This is a genomic window from Streptomyces sp. DSM 42067, assembly GCF_055792885.1.
Window position 1 is genome coordinate 2,026,225 of the sequence record NZ_CM147706.1, and the last position, 17,979, is coordinate 2,044,203.

The following is a 17,979-nucleotide window of genomic DNA, read 5'->3' on the forward strand; positions in this document are numbered from 1 at the left end:
GCCGACCGCTACTGCCCGCGGAAGTGCTGCACGCCGGGTTCAGGCGTGCCTCGGGCGGGTCGCGTAGAAGGCCACCGCCGAGGCGGCTGCCACGTTGAGGGAGTCGACACCGGCGCCCATCGGGATGCGAACGTGTTCGTCGGCCGCGGCGAGGGCCTCGGGGGTGAGGCCGTCGCCTTCCGTGCCGAAGACCAGGGCCAGCTTCTCGTACTCCCGCGCGGCCAGCTCGTCGAGGGTGATCGCCCGGTCACTCAGGCAGAGTGCAGCGACCGTGAAGCCCGCAGACCGCAGGAGCTCGGCGTCCTTCGGCCAGGACTCCAGGCGTGTCCACGGCACCTGGAAGACGGCCCCCATCGAGACCTTCACCGACCTGCGGTAGAGGGGATCGGCACAGCGGGGGGTAAGGAGGACCGCGTCGACGCCAAGGGCTGCGGCGTTTCTGAAGGCAGCCCCCATGTTGGCGTGATCGACGATATCTTCGAAGACGGCGACGCGCCGAACTGCACGTTCCGCTTGTAGACCCGAAGGCGACATCGCGCCGATGTCGGTGTGGTCGTTCACCGACTCCATGACGACGACCCGGCGGGCCGTCTCCAGGAGTTCCTCGGCCGTCGGCAACGGCTTGCGCTGCATCGAGGCCAGCGCGCCACGGTGCACGTGGTAGCCCGTGACCTGCTCGGCGAGGTCCGGGCTGACGGCGTAGACCGGGGCCGGGACCTCGTCGATGACGTCGCGCATGACGTCGACCCACTTCGAGGACAGCAGCATCGAGCGCATCTCGTAACCCGCGTGCCTCGCGCGCCGGATGACCTTCTCGCCCTCGGCGATGAACAGGCCCTCGGCGGGCTCGCGCTTGCGGCGCAGCTCGACGTCGGTCAGGCCCGTGTAGTCGCGCAGGCGCGGATCGGCGGGATCCTCAACGGTGATGAGATCGGCCACAGGGTGATACTGCCTTGTCCTGGAGGTGGTGCCAACGGCTGGGAACGACTTCTGTTACCCGGGGTTACTCGACGCCGGCCGTGGTCCCGTCGGCGGAGACGTTCACGACCTCGCCGATGACGATGACCGCGGGCGGCTTCACCTCGTGCGTCCGTACGGTCTCGGCGACCGTGGCGAGGGTCGCGTCGACGCGGCGCTGAGCGGCCGTCGTGCCCTCCTGGACCAGGGCGACCGGCGTGTCCGCGGGCTTGCCGTGCGCCACGAGCGTCTCGGCGATCTTCCCGATCTTGTCGACGCCCATGAGGACGACCAGGGTGCCGCGCAGCTTGGCGAGCGCCGCCCAGTCGACCAGCGACCGCTCGTCGTCCGGCGCGACATGGCCGCTGACGACGGTGAACTCGTGAGCGACTCCGCGATGCGTGACGGGGATCCCTGCGGCGCCGGGAACGGAGATCGAGCTCGAGATGCCGGGCACGACGGTGTACGGAATGCCCGCTTCGACGAGTGCCTGCGCCTCCTCCATGCCGCGGCCGAAGACGAACGGGTCGCCGCCCTTCAGCCGTACGACCGACTTGCCCGCCTTGGCGTGCTCGATGAGTGCGTTGTTGATGGCCTCCTGGGCCATGTAGCGGCCGTAGGGGATCTTCGCCGCGTCGATGACCTCGACGTGCGGCGGCAGTTCGGCCAGCAGGTCGCGCGGGCCGAGCCGGTCGGCGATCACCACGTCGGCCTCGGCGAGCAGCCTGCGGCCGCGCACCGTGATCAGGTCCGGGTCGCCCGGGCCGCCGCCGACGAGCGCCACGCCGGGGGTGCGGGTGCGGTGGTGCGGGGCGACCAGCGTGCCGTCGCGCAGGCCCTCGACCACAGCGTCGCGGATGGCGGCCGTGTGGCGTGGGTCGCGGCCCTGGGCGTCGGTGGTGAGTACGGCGACGGTGACGCCCTCGCTACGGCCCGTCGCGGGCGTCCAGGCGGTGGCGGCGTCGGCGTTGTCGGAGCGGACGCACCAGACGCGGTGGCGCTCCGCCTCGGCCGAGGCGGCGGTGTTCGCCTCGGCGTCGCTGGTCGCGATCAGGGCGTACCAGGCCTCCGCCAGGTCCCCGTCCTCGTACCGGCGGCGGTGCCAGGTGATCTCGCCCGCGTCCGCCATGGCCTCCACGGAGGGGGTCGCCTCCGGGGATACGAGGTGGACGTCTGCGCCCGCCGCGATGAGCGCCGGGAGGCGGCGCTGGGCCACCTGGCCGCCGCCCAGGACGACGACTCGGCGGCCGGTCAGGCGGAGGCCTACGGGGTAGGCGGGGTTTTCGACCATGGGAGGTGCGGCTCCTCTTGCGGGCGGTGCGATGGGCGCTGCGGCGCTGGAGCGGCCCTTGACGTGCGGATTTTAGGGTGCGGGTCCACGATACGGCGGGGGTGGGGCGGTTTCCTTTCCCCAAGCCCGCCCCTTCCCGGCTGTATCGATATGCGGCTCCGCCGCGTGGGGGGCTCAGCCCCCGGGCCCCGCCGGTGCGGGTATGTCGTGGGGCTGTGCCCACCCGTTCCGCCCTGGGGGTACCTCCCAGGCCCTTAAGGCACTGGGGGAGGAACGACTGCCCACAGCCGCGAACGCTACTTCTCTGTTACGCCCGCCGAGTCGAACGTCGCCACCTCGTGCATGGCCCGTGCTGCGCTCTGGACCAAGGGCAGGGCCAGGAGGGCGCCCGTGCCCTCGCCCAGGCGGAGGTCCAGGTCGACCAGGGGGCGCAGGCCCAGCTTGTTGAGGGCTGCCATGTGGCCCGGCTCGGCGCTGCGGTGGCCCGCGATGCAGGCCGCCAGCACCTCGGGGGCGATCGCACGGGCCACCAGCGCGGCGGCGCCCGCGCTCACGCCGTCGAGGATGACGGGCGTACGCAGGGACGCGCCGCCCAGCAACAGGCCCGCCATCGCCGCGTGTTCGAGTCCGCCGACCGCTGCGAGCACGCCGATCGGGTCGGTCGGGTCGGGCTGGTGGAGCTCCAGTGCGCGACGGACGACCTCGGTCTTCCGGGCCAGAGTCTCGTCGTTGATGCCGGTCCCCCGGCCGGTCACCTCGGCCGGGTCGGCGCCCGTGAAGACCGAGATCAGCGCGGCGGACGCCGTGGTGTTGGCGATGCCCATCTCGCCGGTGAGCAGCGCCTTGTTGCCGGCGGCCACCAGGTCGCGGGCCGTCTCGATGCCCACCTCGATGGCCGCCCTGACCTCCTCGCGGGTCAGCGCGGGGCCTGTCGTCATGTCGGCGGTGCCTGCGCGCACCTTGCGGGGCAGCAGGCCGGGGGTCGCCGGCAGGTCGGAGGCGACGCCCACGTCGATGATGCAGACCTCGGCGCCCACCTGGTTGGCGAAGGCGTTGCATACGGCACCGCCGCCGAGGAAGTTGGCCACCATCTGGCCGGTGACCTCCTGCGGCCACGGGGTGACGCCCTGGGCGTGCACACCGTGGTCGCCGGCGAAGATCGCGACCGCGGCGGGCTCGGGGATCGGCGGCGGGCACATCCGGGACAGGCCGCAGAGCTGGGCGGAGATGATCTCGAGCATGCCGAGTGCGCCCGAGGGCTTCGTCATGCGCTTCTGGCGCTCCCACGCCTCGCCGAGCGCCTTGGCGTCCAGCGGACGGATGCCCGCGACGGTCTCCGCGAGCAGGTCGTGCGGCTGCTCGCCGGGCAGGGCGCGGCGGCCGTACGTCTCCTCGTGGACGACCCACGACAGCGGGCGGCGCTTGGACCAGCCGGCCTGCATCAACTCCGGCTCCTCCGGGAACTCCTCGACGTATCCGACACAGAGGTATGCGACGACCTCCAGGTGTTCGGGCAGGCCGAGCGTACGTACCATCTCGCGCTCGTCGAAGAAACTGACCCAGCCGACGCCGAGACCCTCGGCGCGCGCGGCCAGCCACAGGTTCTCGACGGCGAGCGCCGAGGAGTACGGGGCCATCTGCGGCTGCGTGTGGCGGCCGAGGGTGTGGCGGCCGCCACGGGTCGGGTCGGCGGTGACGACGATGTTCACCGGGGTCTCGAGGATGGCCTCGATCTTCAGTTCCTTGAACTGCTTGGCGCGGCCCTTGGGCAGCGACTTGGCGTACGCCTCGCGCTGGCGCATGGCCAGTTCGTGCATCGTCTGCCGGGTCTCGGCGGAGCGGATGACGACGAAGTCCCAGGGCTGGGAGTGGCCGACGGACGGCGCGGTGTGCGCCGCCTCCAGCACGCGGAGCAGGACCTCGTGCGGGATGGGGTCGCTGCGGAAGCCGTTGCGGATGTCTCGGCGCTCGCGCATGACGCGCAGGACGGCCTCACGTTCGGCGTCCTCGTAACCGGGGGCCGGGGGGCCGGCCTGCTGCCCCGGGATTCCCGCGAGGCCGACGGCCTCGGCCCCTCCCCCTGCCGTGGCCTCAGGGGCCCCCTGTGTGTCGAGGCTGTCCGCGTTCTGCGCGACGAGCGGCTCGGGCTCCTGGACGTCCCTGTCCGGCACGGGTGCTGCCTCCGCGGTGGGAACGGGTGTGGGCTGTTCGCCGTCGCGCGGCGCGGGCACGGTGCCCAGGGGCTCCTGCTCGGGCACGGTGCTGACGGGCTCCTGCTCGGGCACGACCGGGGCGGTGCCCTGTTCGGGGACCGGGGCGACGGCCGGCGCGGGTTCGGGCCGGGACTCCGGCTCGGGCTCGGGCTCGGGCTCGGGCTCGGCATCCTGGGAGGACGCTTCCGCGGTCCCGGCGGCGGGCCCGGCCATGTCGTCCTGTGCCGGCGCGACGGGAGTCTGTGTCTCCGCCAGGGTGACGGTCGTCTCCCCGGCCGGTGTTACCGGCGTCCCGTCGGCCGGTGCGGCGGGTGTTTCCTCAGCCGGTGCGGCGGGTGTTTCCTCGGCCGGTACGACGACGGTGTCGTCCGCGTCCTGTACGGCGGACGGCTCCTCTGCCGGTACGACGGCGGACTCGTCCACCGTCACGGCGACGGGGGCACCGACCTGCGTGTCGGCCGGGGCGGCGATGGGCTCGGCAACGGGCTCCGGGGCCACGGCGACCGGCTGCGGCGCCTCCTCGGTGGGCTCCACCGTCTCGGCGTTCGCGACGACGGTGGCTTCGGCCTGCTCCTCCAGCGGAGGCACGGGCGGCACCTTCAGGGCGTGCGGGGGCGTGGGCGCCAGGTGCGGCGTCGTCGGCACCGAACCCTCGACGGGCACGAACTCGCCGATCGGCTGGGCACCCTGGGCCTCGAGCGCCGACGCGACCGGCACCTCGCCGGACCCGTCGGGCAGCACGCCGGACGCCGCGGGCAGTACGTCAGACCCGTCGGGCAGCACGCCGGACCCGTCAGGCAGTACGTCGGACCCCTCGGGCACGCCGGACGCCTCGAGTTGCGTACTGGCGCCCTCGGTGTGCGGGGCGACGCCGGTCGGCGCGGCAGGGGTTTCGGCGGCGGCCTGGACATCCGCGGCCGCGGGGGCGATACCCGCCTGCCCCTCGTCGCGCGTGGCCGGAATCTGCTGAGCCTGGTCGGCGTGGGCGAGCGGATCGCCCTGCGCCACCGGCAGCGCCTCGTTCATCAGCGTTCCCGGATACGACTGCTCGTGTGAGCCATGCGTAGCGTCGGAGAACCCGGTGGACTGCTCCGCCTGCACGGCGTCCGAGGTGAACGGGGTGTTCAGGGCCTGCGCTTCGTGCGGAACATGCACCGGCTCGGCTTCCCGCGTGAGGTCGAGGGAGAACTGCTCACCGGTCGACGGCGGGCCTGCCGGGGCGGACTCGTCCGCGTACGCGAACTGGCCGGATTCGGCCGTGAACACGGAGGCCGAGGGCGGGGTCGTGACAGGGAACGTGTGCGCCCCGGCATCCGGAGCGGGCGCCTGGCCCGGCTGCTGGTGGGCGTCGGCGGCGTGCGCGAACTGGGCCCCGTCCGCGGCCTGCTGAGCGACGTACCCCGCGTGAGCGGCCACGCCCGCGTGCTGAGCCTGCACGTCTTGTCCGCCGTGCGGCGCGTATGCGAACTCCGCGGGGGCCTGCTGCGCATATGCGGGATCTGCGCCCTGCGGCGGCTGCACTGCCTCTTCACCGTGCTGAATCTGCGCCGCCGCATCGGCGCCAGGTGCAAGCGATCCGGCGTCCATGGCCTGCGCTGACTGCCTGGCGTCCATGGCGTGCGCTGACTGCCCGGCGTCCATGGCATGCGTCGGCTGCCCGACGCCCGCTGCGGACGGGTCGAGGGCCGCGTCTGTGGCGGCCGGGTCGAGGGCCGCGTCCGTAACGGACGGGGCCAGGGCCGCGTCCGCGGAATCCGGCACATCGGCGCCGGCCGTCGGCGCAGGCTGCGCGGAGGTGTCCGGACCGACCGTTTCTGCGGGGGTTCCATGGACGGCGCCGACTGCCTCGGGGTGAGCCTGAGGTGCCCACGCCGTGGCAGCGCCAGGCGCGGTCTCACCGGTTGCCTGCGCCACGGAGGAACCGGTGCCGGCACCCGGAATGTCGAGGTATTCGGGACCGCTGGTCGGCGGGCCCGCGTGGCGCCCGGACACCGGGCTTGGCGGCGTGCCGGCCGGGCCACGGTCGGCGAGCGAACGTACAGGGCTCGCGCTGCTGTCCGGCACGGGCGGGCCGAGGTGCAGCGGGCGACGCACCGGCGAGGGCGAGGGTGCCGGGGCGGGGACACGGACGCCGCTCAGGTCGACCGAGCCGCTGTCTCTGCCCGCCATCTCGTGCGGCCCTGGCTCGTGGGCGACGGCGGCGGGCGCGGGCGTCTGCCCCTCGCTCCATGCGCCCTGGGCGCCCGGCATCAACAGCAGGTCGTCGTCATCGGCGGGGTTCTCGGAGGGACCGAGGTAGGTGTACGCACCGGGCGCGGAGACGCCCGGCTGCTCCACCATGCCTGCGCTCTCCGGCAGTCCCTCGCCCGGGCCCTGGCCGGTGTCGGTCATGCGTACCCCTCGCCCATCGGTTAGTGCTTCTTCGGCCGTTCCCAGCCTTCGGCCGGGAAGCCCCTGTGCCCGGAGCGGCGCACCGACCGCCCGTCATGAAGAACGAGCGTGCGCGCCACGCGGCACGAACGGACCGCCGGCAATGCCGTCAACCGGCATTGTTCCGGTCGGACCGCCACCGCGGCAGCCCGATGCGCCACGGCCCGCTGTGGACTGCGCCACGTCGCGCGCCCTCCGGCCCTGCCGTACCACACACACCCCCAAAACGGGCGCGCTTTCCGGACATTGACCAACGAACCATCAGTCACCCGAGTGCAGTACAACGATCGGCCAGCCTACCGCGCACCGTCTGGTCACAGGGGCACGGGGGCGCCCGTTCGGCCCCATCTGTCACAAGACCGACACTCTTCAGCGAGGCGGCTCGATCCGCCCTTCACGGACTCCCGCGAGCAGGAAGGCAACCGTCCGTTTTTTCTCGGTCCACGCGCGCGTGTCGAGTTCGACGGACTGGAGCAGTGCGCACTCGACGGCGTATCCGTGCTCCATCAGGTCACGGCCGATGAGTTCGGCCTCGTCGCGCGTCGCGGCGTGCGTGACGATCCGTTCGGGGCGGCGGTCGGCGACGGCGGAGACCACCGCCACTCCCCCGCCCCCGACGCGTACGACATCGGGTTCGGGAAGGTCCTCCAGGATGTGCGGCGCGGCGCCGTGCACGATCTGCGGCTGGACGCCGAAGCGGCGGGCGGCGGCGAGGGTGCGGGCGCATGCCTCGCTGTCGCGGTCGACGGCGATGACGGCCGCGCCGAAACGTGCGGCCTCCGTGGCGAAGGCGCCGCTGCCGGAGCCGATGTCCCAGACGAGGTCGCCCACGCGCGGGCCGAGGCGGGCGAGTTGGGCGGCGCGCATGCGGTCCGTCTCGCCCTCGTCGGGATCGCTGCCGTACTCCTCGGCGGGCAGCGCCCAGCCGCGCGACGGAGGGCCGCCGGGGCCCTCGGTCACGGGGATGGCCGTCTGGTCGCGGCCGGCGATCCAGCTGCCGTTCTCCGACGCGGTGACGGGACCGCCGATGACGATGACGACGTTGGGGTCGCGCCAGGTGTGGTCGGCGGCCTTGTCGGAGGTGACGACGGTGACCTGTTCGCGCTCCGTGCCGAGCTCCTCGCAGATGACGAACGTACGGTGCACGCCTTCGAGGAGCAGGCCGAGTTCCGCGGGGCCCGCTCCGGGAGAGGTGAGGACGGCGACCTTCGTGTGGGCGCGGCACACGTTCACGGCGCGCCGCAGGGTACGGGGGTGGGCGACCACGACCTGCGCGTCGTCCCAGGGCATTCCGGCGCGGGCGAACGCTGTGGCCACGGAGGAGACGGCGGGCACCACTTCGACCTCGAGGCCGAATTCGGGGGCGCGGAGAGTGCGTACGACACCGAAGAAGCCCGGGTCGCCGTCGGCCAGTACCACGGCGGTGCCGCGGTGGGCGGCGATACGGCGGGCGGCGAGGGAGACGCTGCCGAGCCGGATCCGCTCGGCGGCCGCCGGCACTTCGGGAAGCGACAGATGGTGTCCCGCGCCGGCCACGAGCGTGGCCGCGGCGAGCGCGGAGCGCGCCGCGTCGGTCAGCGGCGAACCGTCCCAGCCGATCACCGTGACCCGGTCGGCCATCGTCGTCAGTCTCCCGAGGGTTCTCGCAGGTCGTCAGGGGGCGCACGACGGCGCCCGAGGGCACCGTGAGCGTACCTGGTGGACGTGGCCGGCGGCTCTCGGAGGTGGCGGGAGCTGGCGCGCCAGGTCAGGACCAGTCGGAGAACGCGGTGAAACCGCCCGTTTCGGAGAGCTGGTCGATGACACCGTCCAGGTCCTCCGGGAGGAGGCTCCACACGATGAGGTCGGTACGGACGTCGGTCCAGCCGCTCTCGGTTCTGGTGCGCGCTATCCAGGCGCCTCGCAGCACGCCCTCGCTGATGCAGCCGATCTTCTGCGCGACCTGCTGCGACGCGGTGTTGTCGGCCGCCGTGCGCAGCTCCAGGCGCTCGAACTTCTGGTCGTGGAAAAGCCACTGGGCGGTGGCGAGAGCCGCCTCGGACGCATAGCCCTCACCGCGGGCCCAGGGTGCGATGACGTAACTGATCTCACTTGAGCGCACCCGCCAGTCGGTGTGGTGCAGATGCACGATGCCGACCAGGCGCTGGGTGAGGAACTCGGTGACGGCGAGCACGATGCCGCGGCCCTCGGTTCGCTCGGCGGGTGCCGTCACGGTGATCAGCACCCTGGCGTCGGCCTCGGTGTAGGGATGGGGGAAGGAGGTCCAGGCGGTGACGAGCTCGTCGTTCATCATCTCAGCGAGGGCGGGGACGTCCGCTTCCTCGAACGGGCGCAGTACCAACCGCTCCGTGCTGATGGAGATGTCGGGGAACCCCGAGATGGCTGTCGTCATGCGCTGCTCCGTAACCGTCAGGAACCGTAAGCCCGGTAGAGCCTTGAGCCCGGTAGACCATAAGCCCTCTTGGCCGTAAGCCTGTTGACCGTAAGCCCTGGTGTGAATGCCCCAGCATGCAGCATCGCGGCGCAGAACTGCACCATGGGGTCCGCTCCGGTTCAGGAGCGGACCCCATGGTGGCGATCTGGTGGCGACCGGGACTCAGCCGGCGGTGACCGGCAGGACCGAGCCCTTGTACTTGTCCTCGATGAACTTCTTCACCTCGGACGACTTGAGCAGCTTCACCAGCTTCTCGACCCGCGGGTCGTCCTCGTCGCCCTTCTTGACGGCGAGGATGTTGGCGTACGGGTTGTTGTCCGCGGACTCCAGGTGGATGGCGTCCTCGGTGGGGCTGAGGCCCGCGTCCTGGGCGAAGTTGTTGTTGATGACGGCGGCGCCGACGTCGTCCAGGGAGCGGGGCAGCTGAGCGGGCTCCAGCTCCTTGATCACGAGCTTCTTCGGGTTGGACACGATGTCCGCCGGGGAAGCGTCCGTCCCCGCGTCCTTCTTGAGCTCGATGACGCCCTGGGCGGCGAGGAGCTTCAGCGCCCGGCCCTCGTTGGTGGTGTCGTTGGGTACGCCGACGGTGGCGCCGTCCGGGAGGTCGGCGACGTCCTTGACCTTCTTGGAGTACACGCCCATGGGGGGCAGGTACGCCTGCACGACGGGGACCAGGTCCGTGCCCTTGGACTCGTTGAAGTCGTCGAGGAACGGCTTGTTCTGGTACAGGTTGGCGTCGAGCGTGCCCTCGTTGAGCGCGGTGTTCGGGAGGACGTAGTCCGTGAACTCCTTGATCTCCAGGTCGAGGCCGTTCTTCTCGGCGAGGTTGTCCTTGATGTACGAGAGGACCTCGCCGGCCGGGACCGCGGTGGCGCCGACGACCAGGGTGCCCTTGTCGTCACCGCCCTCGGACGTGGAGCCCGAGCCGCAGGCCGTCAGGCCGAGGGCCAGAGCTATGCCCGCGGCCGCGGCAGGGATCGCTGTCTTGCGCATGGTGTGACTGCCTCCGTTGCTCGGCTGGGCTCAGAACGACGCGATGACGGAGCCGGCGTACTTGTCCTCGATGAACTTCTTCACCTCGTCGGACGTGAGGAGCTTGGCCAGCTTCTTCACGCGCGGGTCCGACTCGTTGCCCTCCTTGACGGCGAGGAAGTTGCCGTAGGGGTTGTTGTCCGCGGACTCCAGGACCAGGGCGTCCTCCGACGGCTTGAGGTCCGCCTCGATGGCGTAGTTGCCGTTGACCACCGCGGCGTCGACGTCGTTCAGGGAGCGCGGGGTCTGGGCCGCCTCCAGCTCCTTGAACTTCAGGTTCTTCGGGTTCTTCGCGATGTCCTTGGGGGTCGCCTCGTTGCCCACGCCGTCCTTGAGCGTGATGATCCCGTTCGCGTCCAGGAGCTTGAGCGCACGCGCCTCGTTGACCGTGTCGTTCGGGACGGCGATGGTGGCGCCGCTCTTGAGGTCGTCGGCCGACTTGATCTTGTTCGAGTAGAGGCCGAGCGGCTCCAGGTGGACCGTCACGACGGGCACGATGTGGGTGCCGTTCTTCTTGTTGAAGTCGTCGAGGTACGGCTGGTTCTGGAAGTAGTTGGCGTCCACGGACCCGTCCTCGGTCGCCGTGTTCGGCGTGACGTAGTCGGTGAACTCCTTGACCTCGAGGTCGAGGCCCGCGTCCTTCGCCAGGTTGTCCTTGACGAAGTTGAGGATCTCGGCGTGCGGGGTCGGGCTGGCGGCGACGACCAGGGGTTCGGAGGCGTCGGCCTTGGCGCCCGAGTCGGAGTCCGAACCGCAGGCGGTGAGCCCGAAGGTGAGGACTCCGGCGGCGAGGACGGCGGTCGTGATCTTGGCGGTGTTACGCACGAAAAGTGCCTTTCTCCATGAGTGGTGCGACCCCGTCGTGGGTGGGCGGGGGGTCTGAAACAGGAACCGAAGGTTCCGAATCCGAGAGCCGGGCGTCCGGCTCCGGGGGCGCGGCTCCAGGTGGCTATGGCCTGCGTGGCTCAGGGGACCTTGGTCACCTCGGCCGCCGGGGCCCTGTCGGCCTCCGTGGCCTGGGCGGGGATGGCGGCGGGCGTGTCCCCGACAGACGTGGTCTCGGTCTTGAGGAACCTCAGCTTCGGTGCGGATCCGGAGCGGCCGCCACGCCGGTGCAGCCCGCGTGCGGCGTAGTCGCCGGCGAACTGGATGACGGAGATGACCACGGCGAGGACCACCACGGTGATCCACATCAGCCCGGTCTCGAACCGCTGGTAGCCGTAGCGGATGGCGATGTCGCCGAGGCCGCCCGCGCCGACGGTGCCGGCCATCGCCGAGTAGCCGATGAGGGCGACGACGGTCGTGGTGGCGCTGGAGATCAGCGAGGGCAGCGACTCGGGCACGAGGACCTTGCGTACGACGGTCCAGGTGTTGCCGCCCATCGCCTGCACGGCCTCGACCAGGCCGCCGTCCACCTCGCGGACAGCCGTCTCGACGAGCCGTGCGAAGAACGGGATGGCGCCGATCGCGAGCGGCACGATCGCGGCCTCACGGCCGATGGTGGTGCCGGTGATCCACCGGGTGAAGCCCATCAGCGCCACCATCAGGATGATGAAGGGCATCGAACGCGCGACGTTCACGATCTGCCCGATCACCTTGTTCAGGACGGTGTTCTGCAGCAGCCCGCCCTTGTCCGTGAGGACGAGCAGGACGCCGAGCGGCAGGCCGCCGACGATCGCGATGAGCGTCGACCAGCCGACCATGTAGAGCGTGTCCCAACACGCCTGGGACAGCAGCGGCTGCATCTCCGACCAGGTCACTTGGCACCTTCCTTCAGCAGCACGGGCTCCTCGCCCTGGACGTCGATCTGCAGCCCCTGCTCGCGCAGGAAGCCGATCGGCACGACGTTGTCCTCGTAGCGGCCGGGCAGTTCGATGCGCATGCGGCCGACCTGCTTGCCGGCGACGGTGTCCATCGCGGCGCCGAGGATCGAGATGTCGATGTTGTACGTACGGGAGAGCTGCGAGATCACGGGCTGTGTCGCGGACTCGCCGTGGAAGGTGACGTCGACGACGGTGCGGTCGTCACCGGTGGCGTCGCCGCTGACCGGGAAGAGCGCCGCGGCCAGCTCCGAGCCGGGGGTGGCAAGGAGCTCGCTGACGGTGCCGGACTCGATGATCCGGCCCTTCTCCATGAGGGCGGCCGAGTCGCAGATGGACTTGACGACGTCCATCTCGTGCGTGATGAGCAGGACGGTCAGACCGAGCTGCTGGTTGAGGTCGCGCAGCAGCTGGAGGATGGAGCGGGTCGTCTCGGGGTCGAGGGCGCTGGTGGCCTCGTCCGAGAGCAGCACCTTCGGGTCGCCGGCGAGGGCGCGGGCGATGCCGACGCGCTGCTTCTGGCCGCCGGAGAGCTGGGCCGGGTAGGCCTTCGCCTTGTCGGAGAGGCCGACCAGGTCGAGGAGTTCGAGGGCCTTGCGGGAGCGCTCCTTGCCGGAGACACCGAGGATCTCCAGGGGCAGCTCGACGTTGTCCTGGACGGTGCGTGAGGACAGCAGGTTGAAGTGCTGGAAGACCATGCCGATACGGCTGCGGGCCTCGCGCAGGGCCTTGCCGGCGCGCGGGCCGCGGCCGGCCAGGGCGGTGAGGTCCTGTCCGGCGACGGTCACGGTGCCGGCGGTGGGACGCTCCAGGAGGTTGACGCAGCGGATGAGCGAGGACTTTCCGGCGCCGCTCTGGCCGATGACGCCGTACACCTCGCCTTCGCGGACGTGGAGGTCGACGCCGTCGAGGGCGGTCACCTCGCGGCCGCGTGAGCGGTAGACCTTGGTGAGGCCCGATGTGGTGATCACGTGTGTTTCCGTCACTGTCGAGTGCGCGGCGCGAAATGGCGGCCGGCACGGGGCATTCATGGTCGGAACGCGGCACGGTTCTCGCGCATGGCGATGGGAACCGGGGAGAAGCGTGTGCGCGGGGCAGGCTCAGTCCGTGCGTGGTGGCAGGCTGCTGTCAGGACGTGCGGATCAGCGTGTGCAGTCACCTACGGACATGGGCTGGGCAGTCTCGCTTCGGGGCGCGAGTCTCTCGGCGGTGCTGGGGCCCTCAGAAGGCGCACATTCGACACATACAACGAGCACCGGGCGTCGTGATCGCCTCGGTCGCAAGGGTGCGGCAGCTCGTCGTGGTCATGAACCCAGTAAACCAGACGTATTGAGGGGACCGGCGCGTGCTGTCCGAATAGCGGACAGCGCTGGACACCGGTCCGCCACGGCGACGCCCCCCGAAGCGCCGCGCATGACCTGCGGGGACGCGGCGGGAACGGCTTCGACGACGATGGCCCCGGCGGGTCCGGGAAGCCGCTGTGCGGGTCATGGTGTGGTCAATGCCACCATCGCCGTCCGGTGGACGTGGCCCGCCGGGAGGCACCCCAGGGGTGACCGCATCGGGCCGTCAGGACCGTAATAGGCTCGCCGCATGCTTGATGCCCTGACGGTCGCGACCAGCGTCGCCGCGCTCGCGCTGGCCGCCTGGTGCGGTTTCGCCGCCTATCGTGACCAGCCGACCAAGGACTGGCACTTCATCGGTATGGCCGTGGTGTCGCTGCTCGCCCTCGTCCAGCTGATCGTCGGGATCGTCCAGCTGGTGCGCGGCGAGAAGCCGGAGCAGGGCACGACGATCTTCGTGGGGTATCTGCTGGGCGCGCTGGCGTGCATTCCGGCCGTGGGGTTCATGTCGCTGGCGGAGCGCACCCGCTGGGGTTCCGTGACGGTGGCGGCGGGCGGCGTGGTGCTGGTCGTGCTCGAGGTGCGGCTCTACGACATCTGGGGAGGCTGAGGTGGCCGTGTCCGAGGAGAACGGGACCGTGGCCGGTCAGCAGAAGACCCGCACCCGGCTGATCAGTGGCCCGGGCATGCTGCTGGTGTGGCTGTACGGCGTGATGGTGGTCGGCGCGGTGTCGCGCTCGATCGTCCAGATCGCGACCGAGTTCGACCACGCCCCGCTCGCGTACTCGTTGTCCGCGATCGCGGGCGTCGTGTACGGCTTCATCACGTACTCGCTCGTACGCGGCGGGGAGACGGCCCGCAGGGCGGCGCTGGTGTGCTGCGCCGCCGAGCTCGCGGGCGTGCTGATCGTGGGGACGTGGACGCTGGTGGAGCCGTCCGCCTTCCCGGATGCCACGGTCTGGTCGGACTACGGCATGGGCTATCTGTTCATCCCGGTGCTCCTGCCGGTGACCGCGATGTTCTGGCTGCGCAGGGCTCGCGGGGCGACGGGCGCTGAGAGCTAGCCGAGCGAAAGCCGGCCCTCGCCGGCCGAGCGAAAGCCCGCCCTCAGGCGCTGGCGACGAAAGCGTTCGCCTCCACGTCCTTGGACAGCGTCACCATCGTGAGCCGGTCATGGACGCGCTCGGTGCCGACGGGGGCGTACCCGTGCTTGCGGTACAGCCGCAGATTGCCCTCGCTGCGGTGGCCGGTGAAGAGCTCGAAGCGCCGTACCGTGCCGTCCTCGCCGAGCCGTTCCTCTATGGCGTTCAGCAACCGCCCGCCGAGGCCGTGCCGCTGCATCCGCGGATGGACGATCAGCTTGTTGATGTGTGCCGTTGCGTCGGTGGCCACGGTGGCGCGCACCGACGCCACCACCTCGTCGCCGAGCCGCGCCACCAGCACGCTCCCGTCGCGCAGTTCGGCCTTGATGGAGGCGAGGGGCTGAGTGAGCGGCTCGATGGAGTAGTCGCCGTACAGCTCGGCCTCGCTCTGGTAGCACAGGTACTGCAGTTTGAGGATCTGTTCGGCGTCCTGCTCGGTCGCCTCCGAGATGGTCACGCTCATGCCCATGTGTGCATGCCTCCCGCTCACCTGCTCCGCCGGTTGTCCCTCACTCTTTTCCCAGAGCGCCGTGAGGTGCAACCTCCGCCGCCAGCAATCTGCGTAGACATCCCAGACATCGGGAACGTTCCGGGCCAAGGCTGCCCTGTGAGATACCCAACTCCCCCGCTATCTCCTGGTAGGTGAGGTCGCGGGGCGACAGCAGCGCCGCGACCAGCCGGGCGCAGCGGCCGGACAGCCCCCGCACCGCTTTGCGCAGGGCACGGCGCCGGGCGGCTGCCAGGGCGAGGTGTTCGGGGCCGGGCCGTGTGTCGTCGGCCGGCTCGGCGGTGTACGGGAGTTCGTGCCGCGTCACCTGACGGAGACGGTGTGCTTCGGCGCGGACCGCGTCGCGCAGCCAGGACGCCGGATCTCCGGGCGGGCCTTCGGTCTCCACGTGCTCCAGGAGACGCAGCCAGACGGCCTGTTCGAGGTCGCCGGGCTCGGTACCGGCGTCGGCTTCCGCCGATACCTCGGCGGCAAGCAGGGGGCGCAGGGCGCCGACCATGTCGTACGGCGTGGCGGGGGTCATGCCGGGCAGAACGCGCCCGGCCCGGCATGCGGTTGCCGGGGCGGGCGTCTGTCATTCCATCAGGGGCGGAACGCTCAGCCGTTGACGAAGTCGCCGTGGGCGAGCAGCCCGGTGTCGGGGTTGTCGGTGAAGACCCCGTCGATGCCGGTGGCGAAGTAGGTCTTGAAGGCGCCGAAGGCGTCTCCGTAGGCGTCCGGGTCCGTGCCCTTCCTGAAGTCCGCGGGCAGGAAGGGGTTCTCGTTGCGCATCGTGTACGGGTGGAGGATCAGCCCCTCCGCGTGCGCGTCCGCCACCAGGGTGGTCGGCGTGGTGAGCCTGCCGGTCGTGTCCCTCGGGATGATCAGGTCGAGGGTCGGCCCGATGCCCTGGGCGTAGGAGGCGATCCACTTCAGGCCCTCGGGCTTGACGAGGTCGGCGACCGTGCGCGGGTCGCCCGCCTCGACGAAGTCCCAGGGGCGGGAGCTCGCCGAGGACAGCAGCACGACGAGAGGGTTGTCGACGAGCTTGTCCAGGCGCTGGATGCTGCTCGGCTCGAAGGACTGGAGGATGACCGGCGAGTTCCTCTTGTCCTTGCCGTACTTGCGCAGCAGCCTGGCGACCCGCTCCTCCAGGCCGAGGCCCAGCTTGCGGAAGTAGGTGGGGTGCTTGAGCTCGGGGTAGATCCAGACCTGCCTGCCGCGCTTGCGGGTCTGCTCATTCTGCCACTGGAGCACCTCTTCGAAGGTGGGGATCTCCCAGCGGCCGTTGTAGAGCGTGTTGTGCGGGCGGTTGGCCGGGATGCGCTCCTTGGCGCGCAGGGTCTTCAGCTCGGCGAGCGTGAAGTCCTCCGTGAACCAGCCGGTGGTGGACACCCCGTCGAGGACCTTGGTGGTCTTGCGGTCGGCGAACTCCGGGTGGTCCGCGACGTCCGTGGTGCCGCCGATCTCCGGCTCGTGGCGGCAGACGATGTGCCCGTCCTTGGTGGGCACCAGGTCGCCCGCCTCGACGACGTGGGCGCCCATGTCGAGGGCCAGCTCGTACGCGCCGAAGGTGTGCTCCGGGCGGTAGCCGCTGGCGCCGCGGTGCGCGATGACGGTGGGCACTGGGAGGTCCTTGTAGCCCCTGCCGCCGTACTGTTCGGCGGCGGCGGCCGTGCCGGGCAGTCCGACGACGGCCCCGCCCGCGCCGAGGACCGCGGCCCCCAGTACCGCACGCCGGCCGGGGCCCGCTCCCGGCTGCTGCTCCTTCGACCCCTGCGTCCGCTGCGTCGCCATTGAGCGCTCCTCCCCTTGTGGTGCCCTGCACCTGCCAAAGCGGGATCGATCGTAGGTGTCCTCGTGTGACGCGTGGGAGACCTTGGGCGGAACACACGGGTGATGCTGGATGTCGTACGAGCGTTGCCAGTTGACGGAGGGTCGGCTGGCGGAGGAAGAAGGCGCGATGTCCGTCACACCGTGACGACGGGATGTCGGCCGTGCAACGGCACGCCACTGCAGGTAAACATGGGTCAACAGTGCGTATCCAGTCGGTGAACCCGGTGTGCAACCACCAGGGGCCCGCGAGTATCGTCCTCACCTGCAGAGACTCACCCTCGACCCTTGACACCGGAGGACCCGTTGTCCCGCTTCGCGCTCATCAAGGCAGTGCTCGGACCGATCATGCGCCTGATGTTCCGCCCACGGGTCGAGGGCGCCGAGCACATCCCGGGCACCGGCCCGGTCATCCTCGCCGGGAACCACCTCACGTTCATCGACTCGATCGTCCTGCCGCTGGTCTGCGACCGCCAGGTCGTCTTCATCGGCAAGGACGAGTACGTCACGGGCAAGGGCCTCAAGGGCCGCCTGATGGCCTGGTTCTTCACCGGCGTCGGCATGATCCCGGTGGACCGTGACGGTGCGAGCGGCGGTGTCGCGGCACTGATGACCGGCCGGCGCGTGCTCGAGGAGGGCCGGATCTTCGGCATCTACCCGGAGGGCACCCGCTCCCCCGACGGCCGGCTCTACCGCGGCCGTACGGGTATCGCGCGGCTGACCCTGATGACGGGGGCCCCGGTGGTGCCGTTCGCGATGATCGGCACGGACAAGCTGCAGCCGGGAGGTGCGGGGATGCCGCGGCCCGGGCGGGTCACGGTGCGGTTCGGTGAGGCCATGGAGTTCTCGCGGTACGAGGGCATGGACCGTGACCGGTACGTGCTGCGGGCCGTGACGGACTCGGTGATGGCTGAGGTCATGCGGCTGTCGGGGCAGGAGTACGTGGACATGTACGCGACCAAGGCGAAGGCGGCGTAAACGGTTCCCCGGGGCCGGT

The 17,979-nt window shown here is 70.9% G+C and carries 15 protein-coding genes; 3 read left to right on the forward strand and 12 right to left on the reverse strand.

The genetic code is table 11. The features are described 5' to 3' along the window. Window positions 1-39: 39 nt before the first annotated feature. The 9 genes from ACSMXV_RS09645 to ACSMXV_RS09685 form a co-directional block, all read right to left on the reverse strand. Window positions 40-939, reverse strand: coding sequence for a TrmH family RNA methyltransferase (locus tag ACSMXV_RS09645; RefSeq protein WP_473177263.1), 900 nt, complete (start codon window positions 937-939; stop codon window positions 40-42). Window positions 940-1,003: 64 nt separating this feature from the next. Continuing rightward, window positions 1,004-2,248, reverse strand: coding sequence for a uroporphyrinogen-III C-methyltransferase (gene cobA, locus ACSMXV_RS09650; protein ID WP_473177264.1), 1,245 nt, complete (start codon window positions 2,246-2,248; stop codon window positions 1,004-1,006). A 296-nt stretch (window positions 2,249-2,544) separates the two neighbouring features. Further along, window positions 2,545-6,852 carry a nicotinate-nucleotide--dimethylbenzimidazole phosphoribosyltransferase gene (cobT, locus tag ACSMXV_RS09655; protein WP_473177265.1) on the reverse strand — a complete coding sequence of 1,436 codons (4,308 nt, stop codon included), beginning with the start codon at window positions 6,850-6,852 and terminating at the stop codon, window positions 2,545-2,547. Window positions 6,853-7,260: 408 nt separating this feature from the next. Then, window positions 7,261-8,511 (reverse strand): precorrin-6y C5,15-methyltransferase (decarboxylating) subunit CbiE, encoded by a 1,251-nt coding sequence (gene cbiE / locus ACSMXV_RS09660; protein WP_473177266.1) that lies wholly within the window; start codon window positions 8,509-8,511, stop codon window positions 7,261-7,263. Between the two features lie 127 nt (window positions 8,512-8,638). Continuing rightward, complete coding sequence (locus ACSMXV_RS09665; protein ID WP_181657248.1) at window positions 8,639-9,283, reverse strand: GNAT family N-acetyltransferase; 645 nt, start codon at window positions 9,281-9,283, stop codon at window positions 8,639-8,641. A 204-nt stretch (window positions 9,284-9,487) separates the two neighbouring features. Next, entirely contained in the window at window positions 9,488-10,318 is an 831-nt protein-coding gene (locus ACSMXV_RS09670; RefSeq protein WP_473177267.1) for a MetQ/NlpA family ABC transporter substrate-binding protein, read from the reverse strand. A gap of 30 nt (window positions 10,319-10,348) precedes the next feature. After that, window positions 10,349-11,182, reverse strand: coding sequence for a MetQ/NlpA family ABC transporter substrate-binding protein (locus ACSMXV_RS09675; RefSeq protein WP_473177268.1), 834 nt, complete (start codon window positions 11,180-11,182; stop codon window positions 10,349-10,351). Window positions 11,183-11,322: 140 nt separating this feature from the next. Next, a complete protein-coding gene (locus tag ACSMXV_RS09680; RefSeq protein ID WP_473177269.1) occupies window positions 11,323-12,117 on the reverse strand; it encodes a methionine ABC transporter permease in 795 nt (264 codons plus the stop codon). Beyond that, window positions 12,114-13,148, reverse strand: coding sequence for a methionine ABC transporter ATP-binding protein (locus ACSMXV_RS09685; protein WP_473177270.1), 1,035 nt, complete (start codon window positions 13,146-13,148; stop codon window positions 12,114-12,116). Before ACSMXV_RS09685 ends, ACSMXV_RS09680 begins: the two co-directional genes overlap by 4 nt. Window positions 13,149-13,770: 622 nt before the next feature. Between ACSMXV_RS09685 and ACSMXV_RS09690 the strand changes: the two genes are divergently transcribed. Next, complete coding sequence (locus ACSMXV_RS09690) at window positions 13,771-14,130, forward strand: hypothetical protein (protein WP_473177271.1); 360 nt, start codon at window positions 13,771-13,773, stop codon at window positions 14,128-14,130. A 76-nt stretch (window positions 14,131-14,206) separates the two neighbouring features. Beyond that, on the forward strand, window positions 14,207-14,584 hold the full coding sequence (locus tag ACSMXV_RS09695) for a hypothetical protein (RefSeq protein WP_473178874.1): 378 nt from the start codon (window positions 14,207-14,209) through the stop codon (window positions 14,582-14,584). A 43-nt stretch (window positions 14,585-14,627) separates the two neighbouring features. On the opposite strand, the gene ACSMXV_RS09700 is transcribed toward ACSMXV_RS09695, so the two are convergent. The 3 genes from ACSMXV_RS09700 to ACSMXV_RS09710 form a co-directional block, all read right to left on the reverse strand. Then, on the reverse strand, window positions 14,628-15,131 hold the full coding sequence (locus tag ACSMXV_RS09700; RefSeq protein ID WP_473177272.1) for a GNAT family N-acetyltransferase: 504 nt from the start codon (window positions 15,129-15,131) through the stop codon (window positions 14,628-14,630). 40 nt (window positions 15,132-15,171) lie between these two features. Then, on the reverse strand, window positions 15,172-15,693 hold the full coding sequence (locus tag ACSMXV_RS09705; protein WP_473177273.1) for an RNA polymerase sigma factor: 522 nt from the start codon (window positions 15,691-15,693) through the stop codon (window positions 15,172-15,174). Window positions 15,694-15,767: 74 nt separating this feature from the next. Continuing rightward, complete coding sequence (locus ACSMXV_RS09710) at window positions 15,768-16,946, reverse strand: glycerophosphodiester phosphodiesterase (protein ID WP_473177274.1); 1,179 nt, start codon at window positions 16,944-16,946, stop codon at window positions 15,768-15,770. A gap of 342 nt (window positions 16,947-17,288) precedes the next feature. Between ACSMXV_RS09710 and ACSMXV_RS09715 the strand changes: the two genes are divergently transcribed. Beyond that, entirely contained in the window at window positions 17,289-17,960 is a 672-nt protein-coding gene (locus ACSMXV_RS09715) for a lysophospholipid acyltransferase family protein (RefSeq protein WP_181657403.1), read from the forward strand. Window positions 17,961-17,979 lie beyond the last annotated feature (19 nt).

Excerpts from the sequence above, each read along its gene's own strand:
- cobA (WP_473177264.1), bottom strand. The coding sequence starts at position 2,248 with ATGGTCGAAAACCCCGCCTACCCCGTAGGCCTCCGCCTGACCGGCCGC.
- cobT (WP_473177265.1), bottom strand. The coding sequence starts at position 6,852 with ATGACCGACACCGGCCAGGGCCCGGGCGAGGGACTGCCGGAGAGCGCA.
- cbiE (WP_473177266.1), bottom strand. The coding sequence starts at position 8,511 with ATGGCCGACCGGGTCACGGTGATCGGCTGGGACGGTTCGCCGCTGACC.
- ACSMXV_RS09665 (WP_181657248.1), bottom strand. The coding sequence starts at position 9,283 with ATGACGACAGCCATCTCGGGGTTCCCCGACATCTCCATCAGCACGGAG.
- ACSMXV_RS09670 (WP_473177267.1), bottom strand. The coding sequence starts at position 10,318 with ATGCGCAAGACAGCGATCCCTGCCGCGGCCGCGGGCATAGCTCTGGCC.
- ACSMXV_RS09690 (WP_473177271.1), top strand. The coding sequence starts at position 13,771 with ATGCTTGATGCCCTGACGGTCGCGACCAGCGTCGCCGCGCTCGCGCTG.
- ACSMXV_RS09695 (WP_473178874.1), top strand. The coding sequence starts at position 14,207 with ATGCTGCTGGTGTGGCTGTACGGCGTGATGGTGGTCGGCGCGGTGTCG.
- ACSMXV_RS09700 (WP_473177272.1), bottom strand. The coding sequence starts at position 15,131 with ATGGGCATGAGCGTGACCATCTCGGAGGCGACCGAGCAGGACGCCGAA.
- ACSMXV_RS09705 (WP_473177273.1), bottom strand. The coding sequence starts at position 15,693 with ATGACCCCCGCCACGCCGTACGACATGGTCGGCGCCCTGCGCCCCCTG.
- ACSMXV_RS09710 (WP_473177274.1), bottom strand. The coding sequence starts at position 16,946 with ATGGCGACGCAGCGGACGCAGGGGTCGAAGGAGCAGCAGCCGGGAGCG.